This is a genomic window from Chitinophaga solisilvae, from assembly GCF_009928525.1.
GTDB classification, from domain to species: domain Bacteria; phylum Bacteroidota; class Bacteroidia; order Chitinophagales; family Chitinophagaceae; genus Chitinophaga; species Chitinophaga solisilvae.
This window is the reverse complement of record NZ_JAABOK010000001.1, coordinates 566,054-583,388: the sequence shown is the minus strand read 5'-3', so window position 1 is coordinate 583,388 and position 17,335 is coordinate 566,054. Positions and strand designations below refer to the sequence as shown.

11 protein-coding genes are annotated in these 17,335 nt (G+C 48.7%); 3 read left to right on the top strand and 8 right to left on the bottom strand.

The window, feature by feature from the left end; translation table 11 throughout:
• Nucleotides 1–58 precede the first annotated feature (58 nt).
• Nucleotides 59–199, top strand: a complete 141-nt coding sequence (locus tag GWG06_RS02045; RefSeq protein ID WP_158631580.1) for a class I lanthipeptide — start codon at nt 59–61, stop codon at nt 197–199.
• A 115-nt stretch (nt 200–314) separates the two neighbouring features.
• Here GWG06_RS02045 and GWG06_RS02040 read toward each other — a convergent pair whose 3' ends face one another.
• From GWG06_RS02040 to GWG06_RS02020, 5 genes are all read right to left on the bottom strand, one after another.
• Nucleotides 315–521 (bottom strand): hypothetical protein, encoded by a 207-nt coding sequence (locus GWG06_RS02040; protein ID WP_127042220.1) that lies wholly within the window; start codon nt 519–521, stop codon nt 315–317.
• Nucleotides 522–999: 478 nt separating this feature from the next.
• A complete protein-coding gene (locus GWG06_RS02035; protein WP_160711010.1) occupies nt 1,000–3,525 on the bottom strand; it encodes a DUF5686 family protein in 2,526 nt (841 codons plus the stop codon).
• 81 nt (nt 3,526–3,606) lie between these two features.
• A complete protein-coding gene (locus GWG06_RS02030) occupies nt 3,607–3,960 on the bottom strand; it encodes a hypothetical protein (RefSeq protein ID WP_160711008.1) in 354 nt (117 codons plus the stop codon).
• Nucleotides 3,961–4,105: 145 nt separating this feature from the next.
• Nucleotides 4,106–5,290: an O-succinylhomoserine sulfhydrylase gene (locus GWG06_RS02025; RefSeq protein WP_127042214.1), complete on the bottom strand. Its 1,185-nt coding sequence runs from the start codon at nt 5,288–5,290 to the stop codon at nt 4,106–4,108.
• A 21-nt stretch (nt 5,291–5,311) separates the two neighbouring features.
• Nucleotides 5,312–5,731 carry an OsmC family protein gene (locus GWG06_RS02020; protein ID WP_127042213.1) on the bottom strand — a complete coding sequence of 140 codons (420 nt, stop codon included), beginning with the start codon at nt 5,729–5,731 and terminating at the stop codon, nt 5,312–5,314.
• 222 nt (nt 5,732–5,953) lie between these two features.
• Here GWG06_RS02020 and metX point away from each other — a divergent pair, with 222 nt between their 5' ends.
• Together metX and GWG06_RS02010 are read left to right on the top strand one after the other, a co-directional pair.
• The gene (gene metX, locus GWG06_RS02015; RefSeq protein WP_160711006.1) at nt 5,954–6,970 is read left to right on the top strand and encodes a homoserine O-acetyltransferase MetX; all 1,017 of its coding nucleotides are present in this window, start codon (nt 5,954–5,956) and stop codon (nt 6,968–6,970) included.
• Nucleotides 6,971–7,152: 182 nt separating this feature from the next.
• Nucleotides 7,153–10,026, top strand: a complete 2,874-nt coding sequence (locus GWG06_RS02010; RefSeq protein ID WP_127038033.1) for a TonB-dependent receptor — start codon at nt 7,153–7,155, stop codon at nt 10,024–10,026.
• Between the two features lie 294 nt (nt 10,027–10,320).
• On the opposite strand, the gene GWG06_RS02005 is transcribed toward GWG06_RS02010, so the two are convergent.
• The 3 genes from GWG06_RS02005 to GWG06_RS01995 all read right to left on the bottom strand — a co-directional run bounded on the left by GWG06_RS02005 (nt 10,321) and on the right by GWG06_RS01995 (nt 17,293).
• Complete coding sequence (locus GWG06_RS02005; RefSeq protein WP_160711005.1) at nt 10,321–11,883, bottom strand: reverse transcriptase family protein; 1,563 nt, start codon at nt 11,881–11,883, stop codon at nt 10,321–10,323.
• 434 nt (nt 11,884–12,317) lie between these two features.
• Nucleotides 12,318–13,961, bottom strand: coding sequence for an SWIM zinc finger family protein (locus tag GWG06_RS02000; protein WP_160711004.1), 1,644 nt, complete (start codon nt 13,959–13,961; stop codon nt 12,318–12,320).
• Between the two features lie 5 nt (nt 13,962–13,966).
• A complete protein-coding gene (locus GWG06_RS01995) occupies nt 13,967–17,293 on the bottom strand; it encodes a HEAT repeat domain-containing protein (protein WP_160711003.1) in 3,327 nt (1,108 codons plus the stop codon).
• Nucleotides 17,294–17,335: the final 42 nt, after the last annotated feature.

Below are 17,335 nucleotides of genomic sequence, written 5' to 3'. Positions count from 1 at the left end.
ACTGCAGTGAAGCATACTATATTTAATTGCCGCCAATCACGTTTAACCAATTTTACGTATGAAAAAAGCACCTTCCAAAAAGTTACGTCTTACCACTATCAGGGTAACTACGTTAACTCAACAGCAACAGCAGGAAATCAAAGGCGGCGCGGCAACGCTGAATACTGTTTGTACCCGCTACAGGACCTGTGTGTGCTAATGCAACACCATGAAATTCAGAAACGTCTGTCCGCAAGGGCAGGCGTTTTTTAATGCATGTAATAACCGGCGCCTACAAAGTGGGGAATGGCCGCGCCAGTATTGCGGGATAAGTATTATAACTGCCGGGGTTCTGCGTCCTTACTCCATTCATACAACACATGCAGGGAAAAATAAGCTATAGCACTGATAATGAAGATGTAGCCGATAAAGCCGGCAGTTCTCAGTTCCACGGCGCCAGGAAAGTTGTTCATTTCACTGATATAAGCCACCGCAGCGAGCAGCATACCGGTAATCAGGGCTATAAAGGCAATCCGTTTCATAGTGTACTGGTTTTCCTGGGTGATGACAATCCAATTTTAACACGTCAGTGTGAGAAAAAAACACACAATTAGTGTATGCAATATGTATAATCTTACAACGCAGGAGGATGCCTGAATGTTCACAAAGTGTGAAAAAAATAATTATCTGATTATAACTATTTGATAATTATTGTATATAAATTTGCTTATAAGTTTTTAACCCGGTTGGCACCCTTTTTGAAAATATCGTTTGAGAATAAATTATTGTTTAACCCGAAAATGTTAGTTTATGAGTATTTACCTTACTTACTTTTTGTACGCGATCGTTGGTATCTGGATTTACAGATTACTGGCTTATTTCTTCGATGGGAAAAAAGAAATGAGGAGCAAGAGAAGATAGTTTATCCGAGTTTTTTTTCTTTTGATATTGATATTTAAAATGCCCGAATGGTGACCCCTATCTGCGGCATTTTAAATATCAAACGAAGGAAAGCGGTTATTATTTATTATTGCCCGGCTTCAGCATACCGCCGAAAATACCGCCAAAACCTACCCTGACGCCTACCCGTGTATTGTCTTTACTTTGGTATCCAGTTACCACATCTACCCTCACCAGTTTGAAGATATTCTCCAGCCCCGCAAAGACTTCCACATAATTATTGTCGCCATTTACATAGAATGCATTGACGCCTGCCACCAGGTTCCATTTCAGACGATTAATCACCGGTATTTTATTGGTCAGCAAACCATTAAAATGGTGTTCTGCATTCAGCGTTGCATAAAACGGCGCTGTGGTACTGTATTTATAATATGGCGCCAGCTGGAAGCTGTTCAGGTATTTCAGGTTATAAAAGGTCTGGTTACCATTGAAGTGCTGGAAATCCGGTATCTGCACATTGCGGTCGTTCAGGAAGCCGCCGGCAGCCACCCGGTACCTGAACTCACCAAACAGTTTAAAGTTCATGGCATCTGAAGCGGCTACGCTCCATTTGTCAAAGTCCACGATACTGTTAGCCACATTGGGAATCCCTTTACTATAGGCTACTTCAAAGGTGGGATACTTTGAGCTGAAAGGGATCTTGCGATCCGGCAGCTCTATGAACTGCTGTCCCGGCTGGAAGCGGAAGCTGAGGTCCACCACCAGGGCCTGATGCCGTTCAAAGGGCACATGCGCCAGTTCTTCCGGATGGTTCGGGGTAAACAGTTTGTCCTTCTGCTGAAAGATGACAAAGTCTGTGGTATTTTCCACAGGTATCCTGCTTTCATACCTGATGCCGGCCGTTAGTTTATCATTTGTCTGAAATACGCGACTGTACTGCAAATGGCCGAACCAGTTTTCATACAGCTTCATATAGTTTTCTTTCAGCAACAGCGTATAAAATTCATTGGCAATATTATCTATCGGGTTGGCATTATTAAACTGGGAGATACGCTTCCCTCCTGCCAGGAGCCATTCATTACTACCAAACTTACTGCGGATACGGCTTTCACTGGTCCAGGCTATTTCCGTATAGGCGTTGAGGTGAGTATTGCTCAACCCGTAGCGTATAAACGGAGAAATGCGGAGTTTCTCTTCCTTGCCTGTATTCAGCAGCAGCGTAGGTTCCAGCGCCAGCGCCAGCCCCTCTACTGTATTATATTTCAATGCCTGCAGCAATCCCCTTACTTTCAGGTCGTGGGATACAATACTGCTGTCTCTGCGGAAATAATACTTGTGTTTCGCACCGTTCCATAATACGTCCATCATCTTTACCGGCTTCTGTTTCCGGCGCATGGAATCCAGCGTATACCGGGAGAAGGCGGAATCCCGGTTAGCTTTGGCGGTACTGTCTTTCTCATGATAGTCCTTTGCCTCTGCTGTTTCCAGTGGTACCGGGCGTATACTATCCCAGTAGGCCGGATCCTTTTTATCAAAAGCGGAATCGTATTTCAGGAAGGTGTTATCAAAATACCTGGGCGGGAACTGCGGATGAAGGTTATAGTCGGCATATACATTCACGAAATTACCTTCCATACGGAAGCCGAATTTATCGAAAGAAAAATGCATGTACTGATCTTTCACGCGCCACACGTCATCTGCAACAGGTACGTGTGTCTGCCGGATCCGCAGGGTATCCATCAGTTCCAGCTGATACTCCTTGGTGAGCAGCAGGTCTGTACTGTGAATACGCCAGTCGCCGTCTGTGATAAAGATATATCCTGAAAACAGCGGTTCCTGCTTACGCCGGGGTATTACCCTGATACGGCTGATTGTCTTTCCGTCTTCTGTGAATTCCCCTTCCAGGCGGTACTTGTAATAGTACAGGGCGTTTTGTGCAATAGGTGAAATATAGCCACGGGGGCCTATCTGGGTGATAACAGCTGTTACGTTGTTATCATAAAAGCTGATGAAGGCGGGAAAGCTGAGTCCAAAACCACCACCACTTTTGCGGGAAGAGACGACCTCCAGTTTCAGCTTGTCCGGTTCCCGGTAAGATACTTTGGTGACGGATTCCGAGAGGAATACCATGCCTTTGCCGGCGCTGTCGACTCCCATATCCTCTTTATCTATTTTCTGTCCGAGGAACCTGTCGGGTGCGCCATCCATATTGATGGTGCCTTTGATATAGGACATGCAGGTATATTCCTTCACCTGTTGCTGATACAGTGCACGTTTGCGGATGGCCTGCCGGATAATCTCATAGGCAGGATCTTCCTTTCCGGCTTTTATCACCACTTCCTTTATCTGCATATTCAGTGGCTCCAGGTGAAAATCCTGTGTCTGCGTAGGGGCGTCAACGTTAACCTTCACTTCCGTTTTCCGGTAGCCGATATACTGGCACACGATGGTATACTGACCTGCAGGCAGGTCAAGCTGATACTGCCCGGCCGCATTGGTGGTAGTACCATTGGTGGTACCTTTTATCAGCACGGTGGCATATGGAAGCGGGTGATTATTATTATCGGTTACAACTCCCCTGATAATTCCGGCTTCACAATAGCCGGCTATCAGGAATAAAAACAGGGCAGGAAAGTATTTTATCATAGCTCAAAAATAAATGCCTTTGGCTCAGATAAACCAGACACCTGTTGTTTTAAAAGAAGTTTAACAAGACTGGATAAGCACTCAGGCAGGTTTCTTTACAGCGCGGAGAAAGGCAGCGCTACTGGCAGCAAAACCGGCTACCAGTCCGCCGATGACAGCACTGATCACTCCTATCAGAGGTGCGCTGCGCACTTTCAGTATCATTTCGCTCATACGGTTGGCCAGCAGATGGTCATTACGTACATCCGCATAGAATGCCAGCACCAGCCATAAAACAAACACGCCCATGAAGGCGCTGAAAAAAGATCTGCCGGGAGAAAGCGGCATCAGTAAAGTTACCAGGAAGGCAACCAGCGCTACGCTCCACCATGGGAGCACCATGCCGGCAACATAGGCCAGTATCAGGATAGTCAGAAAATGGACAAAAAACCTCATAAGTGAAAATTGATCTTCCTAATTTAGGGAAATAATTACGAATTACGAATTACGAATTGCGAATGAGGAGCGAAGACATCAGCGGATAAAGAATTTACTTCTTCGCTGATGTCTTCGCTCCTCATTCGCAATTCGTAATTCGTAATTATTTACTTTTTTCCAGCGCCATCTCTATATCTTCAACGATGTCTTTGATATTTTCGAGGCCGACGGAAATACGTATAAGGCCTGGCGTTATGCCTACGCTGGCTCTTTCGGCGTCGGTGAGTTTGGCGTGGGTGGTGCTGGCCGGATGGGAGGCGATGCTGCGGCTGTCTCCCAGGTTGGCGGTGAGCGAGAGGAGCTGAAGGGAGTTCAGGAAGCGGACGCCGCTTTCCAGACCGCCTTTCAGTTCAAAACAAACGATGCCGCCGCCACCGCTCATCTGCTTCTGTGCGATGTCATATTGCGGATGGCTGGGCAGGAAAGGATATTTCACGGAAGTCAGGTGAGGATTACCTTCCAGCGCCTTTGCCAGCTGCAATGCGCTGCCGGTATGCCTTTCCATGCGTATGTGCAGTGTTTCGAGGCTTTTGCTCAGTACCCAGGCATTGAATGGTGACATAGAAGGGCCTGTGCTTCTGCAGAAGGTATAGATTTCCTTTATCAGTTCTTTCTTACCTACCACGGCGCCGCCCAATACGCGGCCCTGGCCGTCAATCCACTTGGTGGCAGAGTGGGTCACGATGTGCGCTCCCAGCTCTATAGGTCTTTGCAGCACCGGGGTGGCAAAGCAGTTATCAACGTTCAGGATGATGTTATGTTTGTCTGCAATACCCGCCAGCAGGGCAATGTCAATAATTTCCAGGCCCGGATTGGAAGGCGTTTCCACGAAGATCATGCGGGTATTGGGCTTTACATGCGCTTCAATGCCTGCCGGGTCATTGATATCAAAGTAAGATACTTCAATGCCCCATTTGGGAAGGAATTTGGTGATGACTGTATGCGTAGATCCGAAAATGGAGCGGGCACTCAGCAGGTGATCACCGGCTTTCAGCAGGGCCATAAAGCTGGCAAAAATAGCGCTCATGCCAGATGCGGTGGCATAACCTGCCTCCGCTCCTTCAAGGGAGCACATCTTCTGCACAAACTCATCTACATTGGGATTGCTGAAACGGCTGTATATATTGAAGTCCGTTTCGTCCGCAAATGTGGCCCGCATCTCTTCGGCATTATCAAAACAAAAGCTGGAGGTCAGGAACATCGGTGTGGAATGTTCCATCTCATTGGTTCTCGCCGTCTGAATCCTTACAGCATTGGTATCCGGTTGGTATTGATTTTTTTTGCTCATTGATATGGTAGTTTCGCCAGATTATGCATTCAGTTTCACTTCCCAGGTCAGTTTTGTATTGGCCTGCCGCAGGGTTTCCGCTACCGAGCAATATTTATTCATAGACAATTCCACGGCACGCGCCGCTTTATCGGCATCTATATTACCTGTCAGATGAAAGATGATATGCGCTGTTTCCCACAGTGCAGGCTCTTTCCCTTTTTCTCTTTCTGCGTCTATCTCTATACGAAAATCTGTTACCTCCTGGCGCTGCTTCTTCAGGATCATCAGCACATCAATGGCTGAACAGCCACCAAGCCCCATAATCACCATCTGCATAGGTCTGACACCATTATTCTTACCACCATTCTCCAAAGATGAATCCATCAGCACTTTGTGGCCGCCTTCATCTACCGCCTCCATATTGAATCCGTCATCTACTCTTTGTAATGCTATTTTCATAATATAAGATTTTCTTACGCAAAGATAAATAATTCAATTGCGAATTGCGAATTGCGAATTACGAATGTAGTTCGAAGATAAAAGCGAAGACCGAAGCGATCATACTTAAAGTATCCGCTTCGGTCTTCGCTTTTATCTTCGAACTACATTCGCAATTCGTAATTCGTAATTCGTAATTAAAAATTACCTGACTTATTGTAGTTTTGCAAAAATTTCGGAGGCTTGTCTATCAGGGTTTTTCACAGTAAAACATCATTCCGGCTAGAGTCCGGCCAGGTACTGCCTGAGTTACATATAGCGTATCATACGTATGGTACGATGAATGCGGATGGCAGTAATGTAGTATGGGTTTGTCATGCGTTAACGGCCAACAGCGACGCTGCGGACTGGTGGGCTGGTCTGATAGGCCCCGGGCGGGCCATAGATCCGGCGAAGCACTTTATTGTCTGCGCCAATATTATAGGGTCCTGCTATGGCAGTTCCGGGCCGCATACCGTTAACCCGGAAACGGGCACTCCCTGGTTCCGTTCCTTTCCTGCAGTGACTATACGGGATATGGTGCAGGCGCATATATTGCTGCGCGCTCACTTGCAGATCCCGCGTATTCATCTGCTGATCGGTGGTTCCATGGGCGGCTATCAGGTGCTGGAATGGGCGCTGACAGAGCCGGAGGTGATTGACCGGTTATTCCTTTTATGTACCGGGGCAGCTGAAAGCGCCTGGGGCATTGCTATTCATACGGCGCAGCGGCTGGCGATCGAGGCGGATAACACCTGGCAGGACGCACACCCGGATGCGGGGCAGAAAGGGCTTAAAGCCGCCAGGGCTATAGGTATGCTTACCTACCGCAACTATCAGACGTTTGTAAGAACGCAGTCGGACCCGGATAAGGAAAAGACGGATGATTTCAGGGCCTCGTCCTATATCTGCTACCAGGGCGACAAGCTGGTGAAACGCTTCCATGCGCAATCGTACTGGCTGCTGAGCAAAGCTATGGACAGCCACAATATTGCCAGGGGAAGGCACGAAGATATTACCACTTCCCTCTCCCATATCAGTCAGCCTGTACTGCTGGTAGGCATTACCAGCGATATATTATGTCCGCCGGAAGAACAGCAGTTCCTCGCCCGGCACCTGCCACAGGCTACCTATCACGAAATAGATTCGTCTTACGGGCACGACGGTTTCCTCATCGAATTTGAAAAAATCGGAAAAATCCTGTCTGACTGGGAAAAATAAATCCCGCATCCATCAGGATAAAATAATAATCGCCCCGGCCGGAATACATACCAGCCGGGGTTTTATATTGATCCCCGCTTATTCCGTACTTCCTGAAAATCATATGCCTATCGTAGTTGGTATTTGTTTTTTCCTTATATTTAGATATAACCGAGTCTAAATTTCTTAAACATCCACTACGTATGAAAAGCATTCTATTAAAAGTATGTTTGGGCTCTCTGTTGCTAATATTATCCCTTACCCCGGTAATCACAGCACAAACGCCGACAACTATCACTGGTACTGTAACAGACAAAACCACCGGCAATGGTTTACAGGGTGTAACCGTTGCTGTAAAAGGCGCTGCGAGCGGTACTATTACCGGAGGCGGCGGTACTTTTCAACTGAAGACCACCCATTCGTTTCCGCTGACCCTTGTTTTTTCCTACGTTGGATTCAGGTCGGAAGAGAGAAAAATCAGCAGCCCGTCAGATGCCGTTACCGTTCAGCTCAGCTCCACTGAAATCCTCGGACAGGAAGTAGTGGTAGCTGCCAGCCGTGTACAGGAAAGCATCCTGGAATCACCGGTATCGATCGAAAAGCTGGATGCACGCGCACTTAAAGCATCTCCGGCGCCGTCTTTCTACGACGCCCTCGCCAACCTGAAAGGCGTGGAGATGAGCACACAGAGCCTCACGTTTAAATCTGTGAACACACGCGGATTCAATAGCAACGGTAACACCCGTGTGCTGCAACTGAACGATGGTATGGACAACCAGGCCCCTGGCCTTAACTTCTCCGTGGGCAACATGGTGGGCATACCGGAACTGGACCTGGAGAATGTGGAACTCATTCCCGGCGCAGCTTCCGCCCTGTACGGACCTAATGCCCTCAACGGTATCGTACTGATGAACAGCAAAAACCCTTTCCAATACCAGGGTTTAAGCGCATTGGTAAAAACCGGCTTCCTGAATGACAAAGGCCGTACCTCCGCCACCACCGGCTTCTATGATGTATCCGTACGCTTTGCTCACGCCTTCAACAACAAATGGGCATTCAAGGTAAACCTCGGCTATATCAGGGCTGACGATTGGCAGGCATATGATAAACGCGACCAGAGCCTCGCCAATGGCCACACCCTGGCAGATGGCACCCGCGAAAACAACGAAGGATATAATGGTGTGAACATCTATGGCGATGAAAACACGGTAAATATGTACAGCGCGCTGGGACAACAGTTCGCCAATCAGCAGTCAGAGCTTTACCGGCAACTGGCAGGCATCTCCCAGCAGATGGGCGGTGCAGTGAGTCCCACACAACTCTTTAACGGCCTTGTTCCCAGACTTAATGTAACCCGCACCGGTTATAATGAAGCCGATGTAGTGGACTACAAAACCAAAAACCTGAAGTTTAACGGCGCTATCCATTACAAGATCAGGGAAAACCTGGAAGCCCTCATCCAGGGCAGCTACGGCTCCGGTACTACCGTGTATACCGGCGCTGACAGGTACTCGCTGAAAGACTTCAACATGGGTCAGTATAAAATTGAGCTAAGAAGCCCTGATTTCTATGTAAGAGCCTATACCACACAGGAACGTTCCGGCGACAGCTATGCCGGCGGTACCCTCGCTTCCGGTATCAACGAAGCCTGGAAAAGCAGCCAGGTATGGTACGGACAATACTTCGGGAAATATGTGGCCGACGCATTACCGGTATTTGCCCGTGAAGTAGGCAGGGCACTGCAGACAGGCTCCACACCTAATGATGCTATTGCCTCCGGTACCCGGCTCATTGCTTCCAACTATCCTACCTATTTCGGTAGCGCCAGAGCAGTAGCGGATAACGGCCGCCTGATCCCCGGTACACAACAGTTCAATGACGCTGCAGATAAAGTAAAAGGCAAACCTATCCCTGGCGACGCCACCGGCGTTGGTGCGAAGTTCACGGATAAAACCAATCTGTATCAGCTGGAATTCATGTACAACTTCCATAACCTGATTAACTTCGCAGAAATCCTCGTAGGTGGTAACTACCGCAGGTATGCACTCAACTCAGAAAAAACCCTCTTTGCAGTGGATGATAACGGAAAAGAATTCCGCATCAACGAATACGGCGGTTATGTGCAGATCATGAAAAAGCTGGCCCAGGATCACCTGAAACTGACAGGGTCCCTGCGCTATGACAAGAACATGAACTTCAAAGGCCAGTTCAGTCCGCGCCTGTCAGCAGTATACACCTTCCTGGAAACACATAACATCCGTGCCTCCTTCCAGACAGGTTTCCGTATTCCTCACAACCAGGATCAGTACATCGATCTCGTAACGCCGCAGGCACACCTGATCGGCGGTTTGCCTTTCCTGCGTACCCGCTACGGACTTGACACCGGCCGCGTATTCACCCTGCAGTCTGTACAGGCCGGCGCACCTAAACAATACACTTTCCGGGAATTTAAACCTGAAAGAATTGAAGCGTATGAAATCGGTTATAAGGCGCTCATCGCTAAAAGATTGCTGATAGATGCCTACATCTATAAAAACGATTTCAAAAATATGAACGGTATACAGATATTGCTGAAACCAGTTGGCGCTACCAACCAGGTGTTCTCCTTACCTGTGAGCGCCGAAGAAACCGTTAAATCATGGGGATGGGCTATCGGTCTGGATTACAGCCTGCCGCTCAACTTCACTGCCGGCGGTAATATTTCCTATAATGAACTGAGCAATGCCAAGGACCTCGGTACCTTCATTGCCATGTACAATACGCCTAAAGTACGTTACAGCCTGAATGTCGGTAACCGCAACATCGCCAAATCCAATATAGCCGTTAACGTTATATGGAAATGGCAGGATGCCTTTGTATGGCAGTCTTCCTTCGTAGGACCTAACATCAATACCGCCGGCCTCAGCGAAATTCCTGCCTATGGTACACTGGACGCCATGGTGAGCAAGCTGTTCCCGAAAATTAAAACAACCGTAAAACTCGGCGGTGTAAACATCCTGAACAAAGGCTACATTCAGTCATGGGGTAACCCGACTGTAGGAGCACAATGGTATGTTTCACTGGGTTACAATTTGTAACCTGCGGTTAATTGCGAATTACGAATTGCGAATTACGAATGTAGTTCGAAGATAAAAGCGAAGACCGGAGCGATATACGAATTGCGAATTACGAATTGCGAATTACGAATGTAGCCCGAAGATAAAAGCGAAGACCGGAGCGATATACAAATTGCGAATTACGAATTACGAATTACGAATGTAGCCCGAAGATAAAAGCGAAGACCGAAGCAAATACTTAAAAGTATATCGCTTCGGTCTTCGCTTTTATCTTCGGGCTACATTCGTAATTCGCAATTCGTAATTCGCAATTACTTATAAAATGTCCCACCAGGGCTTTTCTGCACCTGTGGCTTTGCCTTCAGGCTTAGGTGTTACTGGTGCTACTGGTGTTACAGATGCTGTAGTGTCTGCAATGGTATCAGCGGGTGCAGCTGCAACTGCGGTGGCTTCGCCGGTCCAGATGCTGCGCGCTTCCGCTTTGATATCTTCCCTTTGCAGTAAGGTAGCGAGGGTAGCCTTCAGTTTAGCGCCCTGTTCAGGCTTTACCATGTATACGTAGTTGGCAAATCCTTCCATGCTGCTGATGATATTGCCTTTGCCCCAATGTTTGCCGGCGAGGCCGGTTTTGGAGATCTGGTGGAGCAATGCCCGGAATTTATGCAGGGTATCTCTGTCGATGCTCAGTTTTTCATTTACCACAATACCGGTTACTTCCCGCTTGTCGCCTTTGCGCATTACTTTCAGCTTATCGGGATGCAGGGTAAATCCTTCTTCCTTCACTACCTGTTTTACTGCCCATATTACCTGTCCGGCTTTATCGGCAGCATCGCCTTTAACGGAGAAGGTCATGTCATCAGCATACCGCGTATAGGCGTAACCGTATTTAGCGGCCAGGCCCTCGAAGCGTCTGTCCAGTTTGAAGCAGATGAGGTTGGTGATGGCTGGGCTGGTGGGGGCGCCCTGTGGCAGGTGCCGGTCAGTTTTAGCGACGTAGTATTTCCGGTTATCAAGCATAACCTCGTCTACTTCCGGCTCTGTGCATATCAGTGCCAGGATGGTAGCTACCTGTTCGCTATAACCCAGTTTGCAGAACAGGCCCTTTACCCGTTTGTAGGGGATGGACGGGAAAAAATCCCGGAGGTCCATATTAATGACCAGGTCCTGTCCTACGTGCGGCGCGGCATTTGTAACGATGGATTTTCCCGGAACGAAGCCATGAGCGGCTTTACCATTTTCTATTTTATAAAGAATATGTTCAAGTATCCAGTGCTGCGCAGCTTTCAATTGTGGCATCGGCGCGGAGATCACACGGGTGCCGCCGGATTTTTTAGGAATAGCGAAGCGCTGATAATGTGTGCCGGTGGCTACTTTTCTGTTAAAGGCCAGGAAGCGCAGTTTACCGATGGTGATACCCATGGCATTGGCGAGTGCAACGGCATCGTTGAAAACAGGGAGACTGAATTTTTTCAGCTGTGCTTCATCAGATACGTTTTTATTCAGTCCGGCAGAGACTTCCTCACCCAGGTAAACGATGTTAAGATTTTTCTGTACCACCCAGGCAGCCGCTTTTTCCCTGCGTTTTTCTTCGTTACGCTTTTTGGTTTCGGCGCGTTTGTCTTTGGCTTTCTGCATACGCTCCTTGCGCATGTCTGCCAGCATACGTTCCCTGTTGCGGTACTTTTGTTTTTCCGCCAGCAGCTCGTTGAGTTCCCTCCGCAGTTCTCCTTCTTTTCGTATAAGCGTTTCCGATGGAGATGGCTGCGTCGTGTTCCTTGCCCAGAAACCCAGGCGTGTCATTTCTTCCAGGATGTATTCCTCTTTGGAGGATGCACGTATTCTGTCGTACAGCTGTTGACGGGTTAAGCCTTCGGCCATAATGTTGGCGTTTACTTTTTGATAAATGGTGAAACTTTAAAAGTGGCCGTAGCAGCCGAAAGCGGGAATCTCGTTGTGGTCCGGCTTTGAATCGGCTGTGGTAGCCATGCCTGACCGGAAGCGATAAAATTTCTGTAAAGAGGAAAAGGCCTTCGTGCAAACCTTTGACTAAATCAATCAACTCCAGGGAGGGGTGTACCTAGTGTGAATTTCACCCCTCGGGGGTCGTACCGAAAATTCGCACTAGGTACACCCCTCCCAAAGTAAAGATTGCATTTAGTGAAGCATGTATAGTCAAAATACCTGAATGACGAAACATCATTCGTCCCTTTTACGGGCGCAAGTGCAATCAATTCCTCTTTACAAAGATCTTAATCATTAACGAGCAAGCAAGTTAGAAAATAATTCTGAATAATAAAACTTATCCGTAAGAATTATTTTGCCGCATGCGTCATACGCAGTGCCAGCATGTGTTCGCATGGCCCTTTGTATAATTTATTAGTACTGTAATGGCTGCAATCACAATGCGCTTCACTGAGTCTTTCATCACTGTTGATCACTATAACGGGATGGTATACACGCTGTGCACCTTTTACGTTACCTTTCAGCTGTAAACCCACTCCTGTTATTTCCTGTTCTGAAGTAACGGTAACCAGATTGCGTTCCACCAGTTTGCTGGCGGCGGCTTCCATCGGGTTGGCGTAGCGCAGGTCTTCCAGCGGCAGTGGTTCGCGGCTCAGTTCACGCAGCCGGTACATGCCGGTGTGCAGGTCAAATATGACCTTGCCCGCCTGGGTGTAGATACCAAGTGCGCCGAGTACGGTGGCCTTATCCAGACCGGTAGCGGCAGCAATTGTTTCCGGTTTTGCCAGCCAGCGTGTCTTCAGGTCTGCGAATACTTTCAGTTTGGCGCTGTCATCTACCATAGCACGGGGCGCCATGAGATCGAACTGTCCGGCGCGCGACCAGTCATTGGCCGTCCAGCCGGAAAGCCCCAGTGTAAACTGCATATCTCCCAGATCTGCTACATAAAAGGATGGTAGACCGTTACCTGTTAAATGCACGGTGAATTTCCTGGCGATAGGAATCAGTCTTTCCAGGATCAACAGTCTCCTTCTCCCCCATATCCTGATCTCCCGGCTTTGTGGTCCGGTATATAACGATCTCGCACATACGATTTCGTGATTCCATGGTTCAAAGACAGCGCGCACAGGCTTACCTGGCTCGAGGATGAACCGGATTGACCGCGGTCCGTTCTTCTCTTTGAATCTTCTCAGCCACAGGCAGAAATTATATACATCCATCGGATGCAGATCGAAAGTGGCGGCGGGCAGCGTCATAGCAGAGCTTACCTGCAGGAATCCGCGCACCCAGCTGTCGGGCAGGTCTATCTTTACTTCATGGTACAGTTCTTCCTGGGAAGTCTGCACCTGAAATCCGCCCGGATCTACTTTAAAATCCGTCTCCTTATAATCTCTTATCTTCTGAAATTCGTTGTACAGCGCAGCAGAATAATCAATATTGGTAGTACCGCATTCAAATTCGTTCACCTCTTTAAACACGTTATAGCTTGCGCTCAGCTTACCGTAGGTAGATTCATCCTGACTGAAACATTCGAAGAACATTTCATCCGGATGTACGGTGATTACCGGGTCCAGTACAAACCAGGCGTCTCTGTCCTTCTGATAGAGGTAATCGAAATATTGTTTCCTGGCCTTGTAGAAAGGCGCCATCACCTTATCTTTCTCGGCATTGATCTTATCCAGTTCCGTACGCAGCTGATCCATGCGCTGGCTGGCAGCGGCAGCATCGTAGCCGTTCATGTATTCTGCCAGCCACAGGGATTCCTGGCGGGCCGCCCACTCTTTGTACTCCGTTTTGTCCTTGGGTTTGAAACGCAGGTCGGACACTACCACATCATGCAGGGCGGAGATGGCTTCGCGGAAGGCGATTTTCTTATGGAGCTTGCCTACAAAGAAAGTAGGATCGCGATGGGTATCCGGTGCGAAGGATATACCGGCGCTGGTAGCGTTGCTGTATACCTGTGAGTTACCACTATACCTATAATTGAATAACATAAAAATCAGGATTTAATGCGTGCCGGGATAATGGTAACGGGCAACGCCACATCAGACTGTTGTTGTTGTATGTTGCGCATAATAGTTATACAACGGGCTTTATCACCGATGGAAACCGTAGCTGAAATGTGCGCGATAATATTACCGATGCAGGCGGCAGCTTCGGCAGATTTCAGCGCTTCCTTTTCCAGGAAGGCGAAGATTCTTTCCTTGGCTACCCGCGCTTTGTTGACGCGGCTGAGCACAGCGCGGAAATAATGTTCGAGTTGCTGCAGGTAAGCGAGGTTACCGGCGGCATAGTTTTCCAGGTAGCCGGTGGCGAACACCTGCATCAGTACACTCGGATGCTGACTTAGTTTGAGCAGGTATGCCGGGCCATCATCCGCCTTGAAAAACTGCAGCAGCATCTCCCGGCCAAATGCCTGAATATCGGGCCTTACGCTGTCGGCAATAGCTATCAGTGTTTCCGGAGTCCAGTCATTTTCTGTGAACTGGGTACGGAAGAATGTTTTGGCAAAGTGGCGGGAGTCATCCCATTTAGCGTCCAGTATACCGATGGCAGCATCGCGTTCATAGCGGATGCGTGCCGCATTTCTGTTGTAGAAGTTCCAGCACCATTCCCTTACTTCCAGCAGTTCGTGGCTGCCGGCAGCAATTACCTGTTTCAGGGTGAGGGCTTCGGCAGGAATATATTTCTCCAGTACCACCACACCGAATTTTTGTGCAGCGCGGTAGTTGGAATACAGTAAACGCAGGGCGGTGGCTGTATCCACATCCTGGAGGAAGTTCACCAGTTCGTTGCTGAGGATAGTGCCGATGTCGTCGTGAATACCTTCTGCTGTTTCCTTGCGCATGAGGCGGGGTACCAGCTCATTCACCAGGTATATTGCCAGCTGGCTGTTCTGCTGCACCAGGGTGGCTATCAGCGGACGCATGTGGTTTCGTACATCCGTATGCGTAGCCAGGATCAGTGATAACAGCAGTTCTGGTCTTTTCAGCAACTCTTCTGCCGGCATTGCCTGCAGAATACCGATACCGGCGGTTCTTACCGGCGCGTAGCCATTGGTAGCCAGGCGTTGTATCAGGGTATCAGATACTTCTGCGAAATTGAATCCGCTATCTTTCAGCAGCAGCAGTCGCGCAGCGAAGGCATGGTTAGCCGGAACAACCGACTGCAGCAGGTCTTCTACTACTGCGATACCAGTATCTTTCAGTATGGCGGCAAAATGTTCTTCGAGAATCAGGTTACCATCATTCAGATTTTCATTTACTTCGTCGCTTGCATCTTTGGCAGCGAGCAGTCCGGCAAAGGCTTTTCCTACCACCACACGGGCATAATCCGGAGAAAGATGTTCCGGCTTCAGCTGCTGCCGCACAAATGCGCGGACATCCTTATACGGAGAATAGATCATCCGTACCAGGAAATCGGCATCGCCGAAGCAGGTAGCCAGGTGCTGACTCACCCACTCCAGTCCTTGTATACGGGCAGGTTCCAGCGGGCTTACCGTCAATGCATATAGCAGGAAGAAGGAAATAGCTGCGGGATTATATTTTTCGCGCGCCAGTTCAAGCCCGAAGAAAGCCGGGATGCTGAAAGGGTTCTGTAATAAATTATAGATCACCTTTTCATCCATTTTTTCTTTCAGGGCAGCATATTCCGGATGGGCTTTCAGCTGCTCCATGGCAAAGATGTGCACCATTTCCATGCGGCCGGATACCAGCAGCTGGATGAATGCCTGCGGCATCTGCTGCCAGAGCTCCAGGAACGGCACCTCGCTTTTGACGGTTGCCGGTTCCGGGCTGTACTCTTTCGGCACACCGGAAACGACTGTATTCTTATCTTGTCCCCCGCTAAACCAGCCGAATAATTTCTTTATCAGGTTATTCTTATCTGTATTCGTTTGTGCGTCGGGGTTAGCCTTCAGTGTTGTGGCGGGCTTCACATGGCCGTTGCTGTCCAGTTCATCCGCGAAGTACCATTCATTGCGGGCAGCGGTAAGCCGTATATTGGCGGCGGCGCCGCGCAGGATATAGGTCAGGAATACTGCCCTGGAATTGGCCGGAAACTGTGTGTATACGGTGGTGTAGCGGTTATTTACATACTTGTAGTTACGCACCTGATATTCCTTCGTGGCATCTCTCTCCTCTTCATACTGCAGCAGCAGTGCGGTTGCCAGTCTTACATACTCATTATCGCCCCGGACGCCGAAGTTCCGCAGGTTGCGCAGCACACGGCGGTTAAAATGTCCTTTTGTTTTATTGGACCATGCCAGTTTACTGGTGGGCCGCTTCAGCTCTTTCTGTGCTTTGAATGCTTCCTGCAGTTCAGGAATATATACGGAAGGAATGTATTCGTTATCGTCATAATCCAGTCGTACTCCCGGATTGTTGAACATGGCAGCCTCTCTTTCAAAGCGGGCGGCCAGTACAGCTACAATACCCTGGTCGTTACGCAGCTCCGCCTGTTTAAAGATATGACGGATATGCTGGAACCAGGACGGGCGCAGTGGCAGGTGTGTCAGGAAGGTGAGCATGGCCTGTTTCACGGCAGCATTACTCCAGGCGATGATATACAATTCTTCCAGCAGCGGATAAGCCGGTTGTTCCTGCTGATAGATCCGCTGATAGATCAGGTCATATATTTCCTGTGCAACATTCCTGGTGATGGTTTCCTGAAAAATTTCAGGCAGCCGCAGGAAGAAGGTCTGGATGAATGCATTCTTTTCTTCTTCCGGCAGTACAAGCAGCAGGCCGTTAGCCGCCAGCATCCTGACATTCAGCGGATAGGAACCGTTCTCCATATAGGAGCGCAGTACCGGTGCTGCGGCAGCGTCTTCCAGTTTACCGAGTGACCACAAAGCGGAATAACGCTGAATGGCATCTCCTTTTTCAATCAGTTTTATCAGATAGGGTACTGCTTCTTTTACTTTCAGCTCTCCTGCTTTCCATATAACCCTGGAGGCTTTCCAGTCGGTTTTAAAGGCAGGCTTGCCTTCTGCTGCTCCCTGTAATCTTTTGATGATGGCACGGTGCCGCACATCTTCCACACCGGAAACATCTACCGGTGTAAACGCAAGATCCTGCACAGCTTCCTGTTCTCCCAGGTAGCCTTTACTGCGCTTCTCCTTTTCAAGTGCATCAAATATAGTGGTAGCCGCAGAAAGTGAAACGGGTGAGGTAGTCTTGGTGCCTTCCTTAAGATTACCAAACCGTTTTCCGTATCTGAAGTTAACAAGGTATTGATCCGGGCCGACTTCGCAAAGGTCTATTTCATAGGTCTTATCGGAATTCCCTTCCCGGAAAAATAATTTTACGTTCCTGACAAATCGCATGAGCTAACATTAAATAGTCGGCTAAGCTAATAAATAACTGCA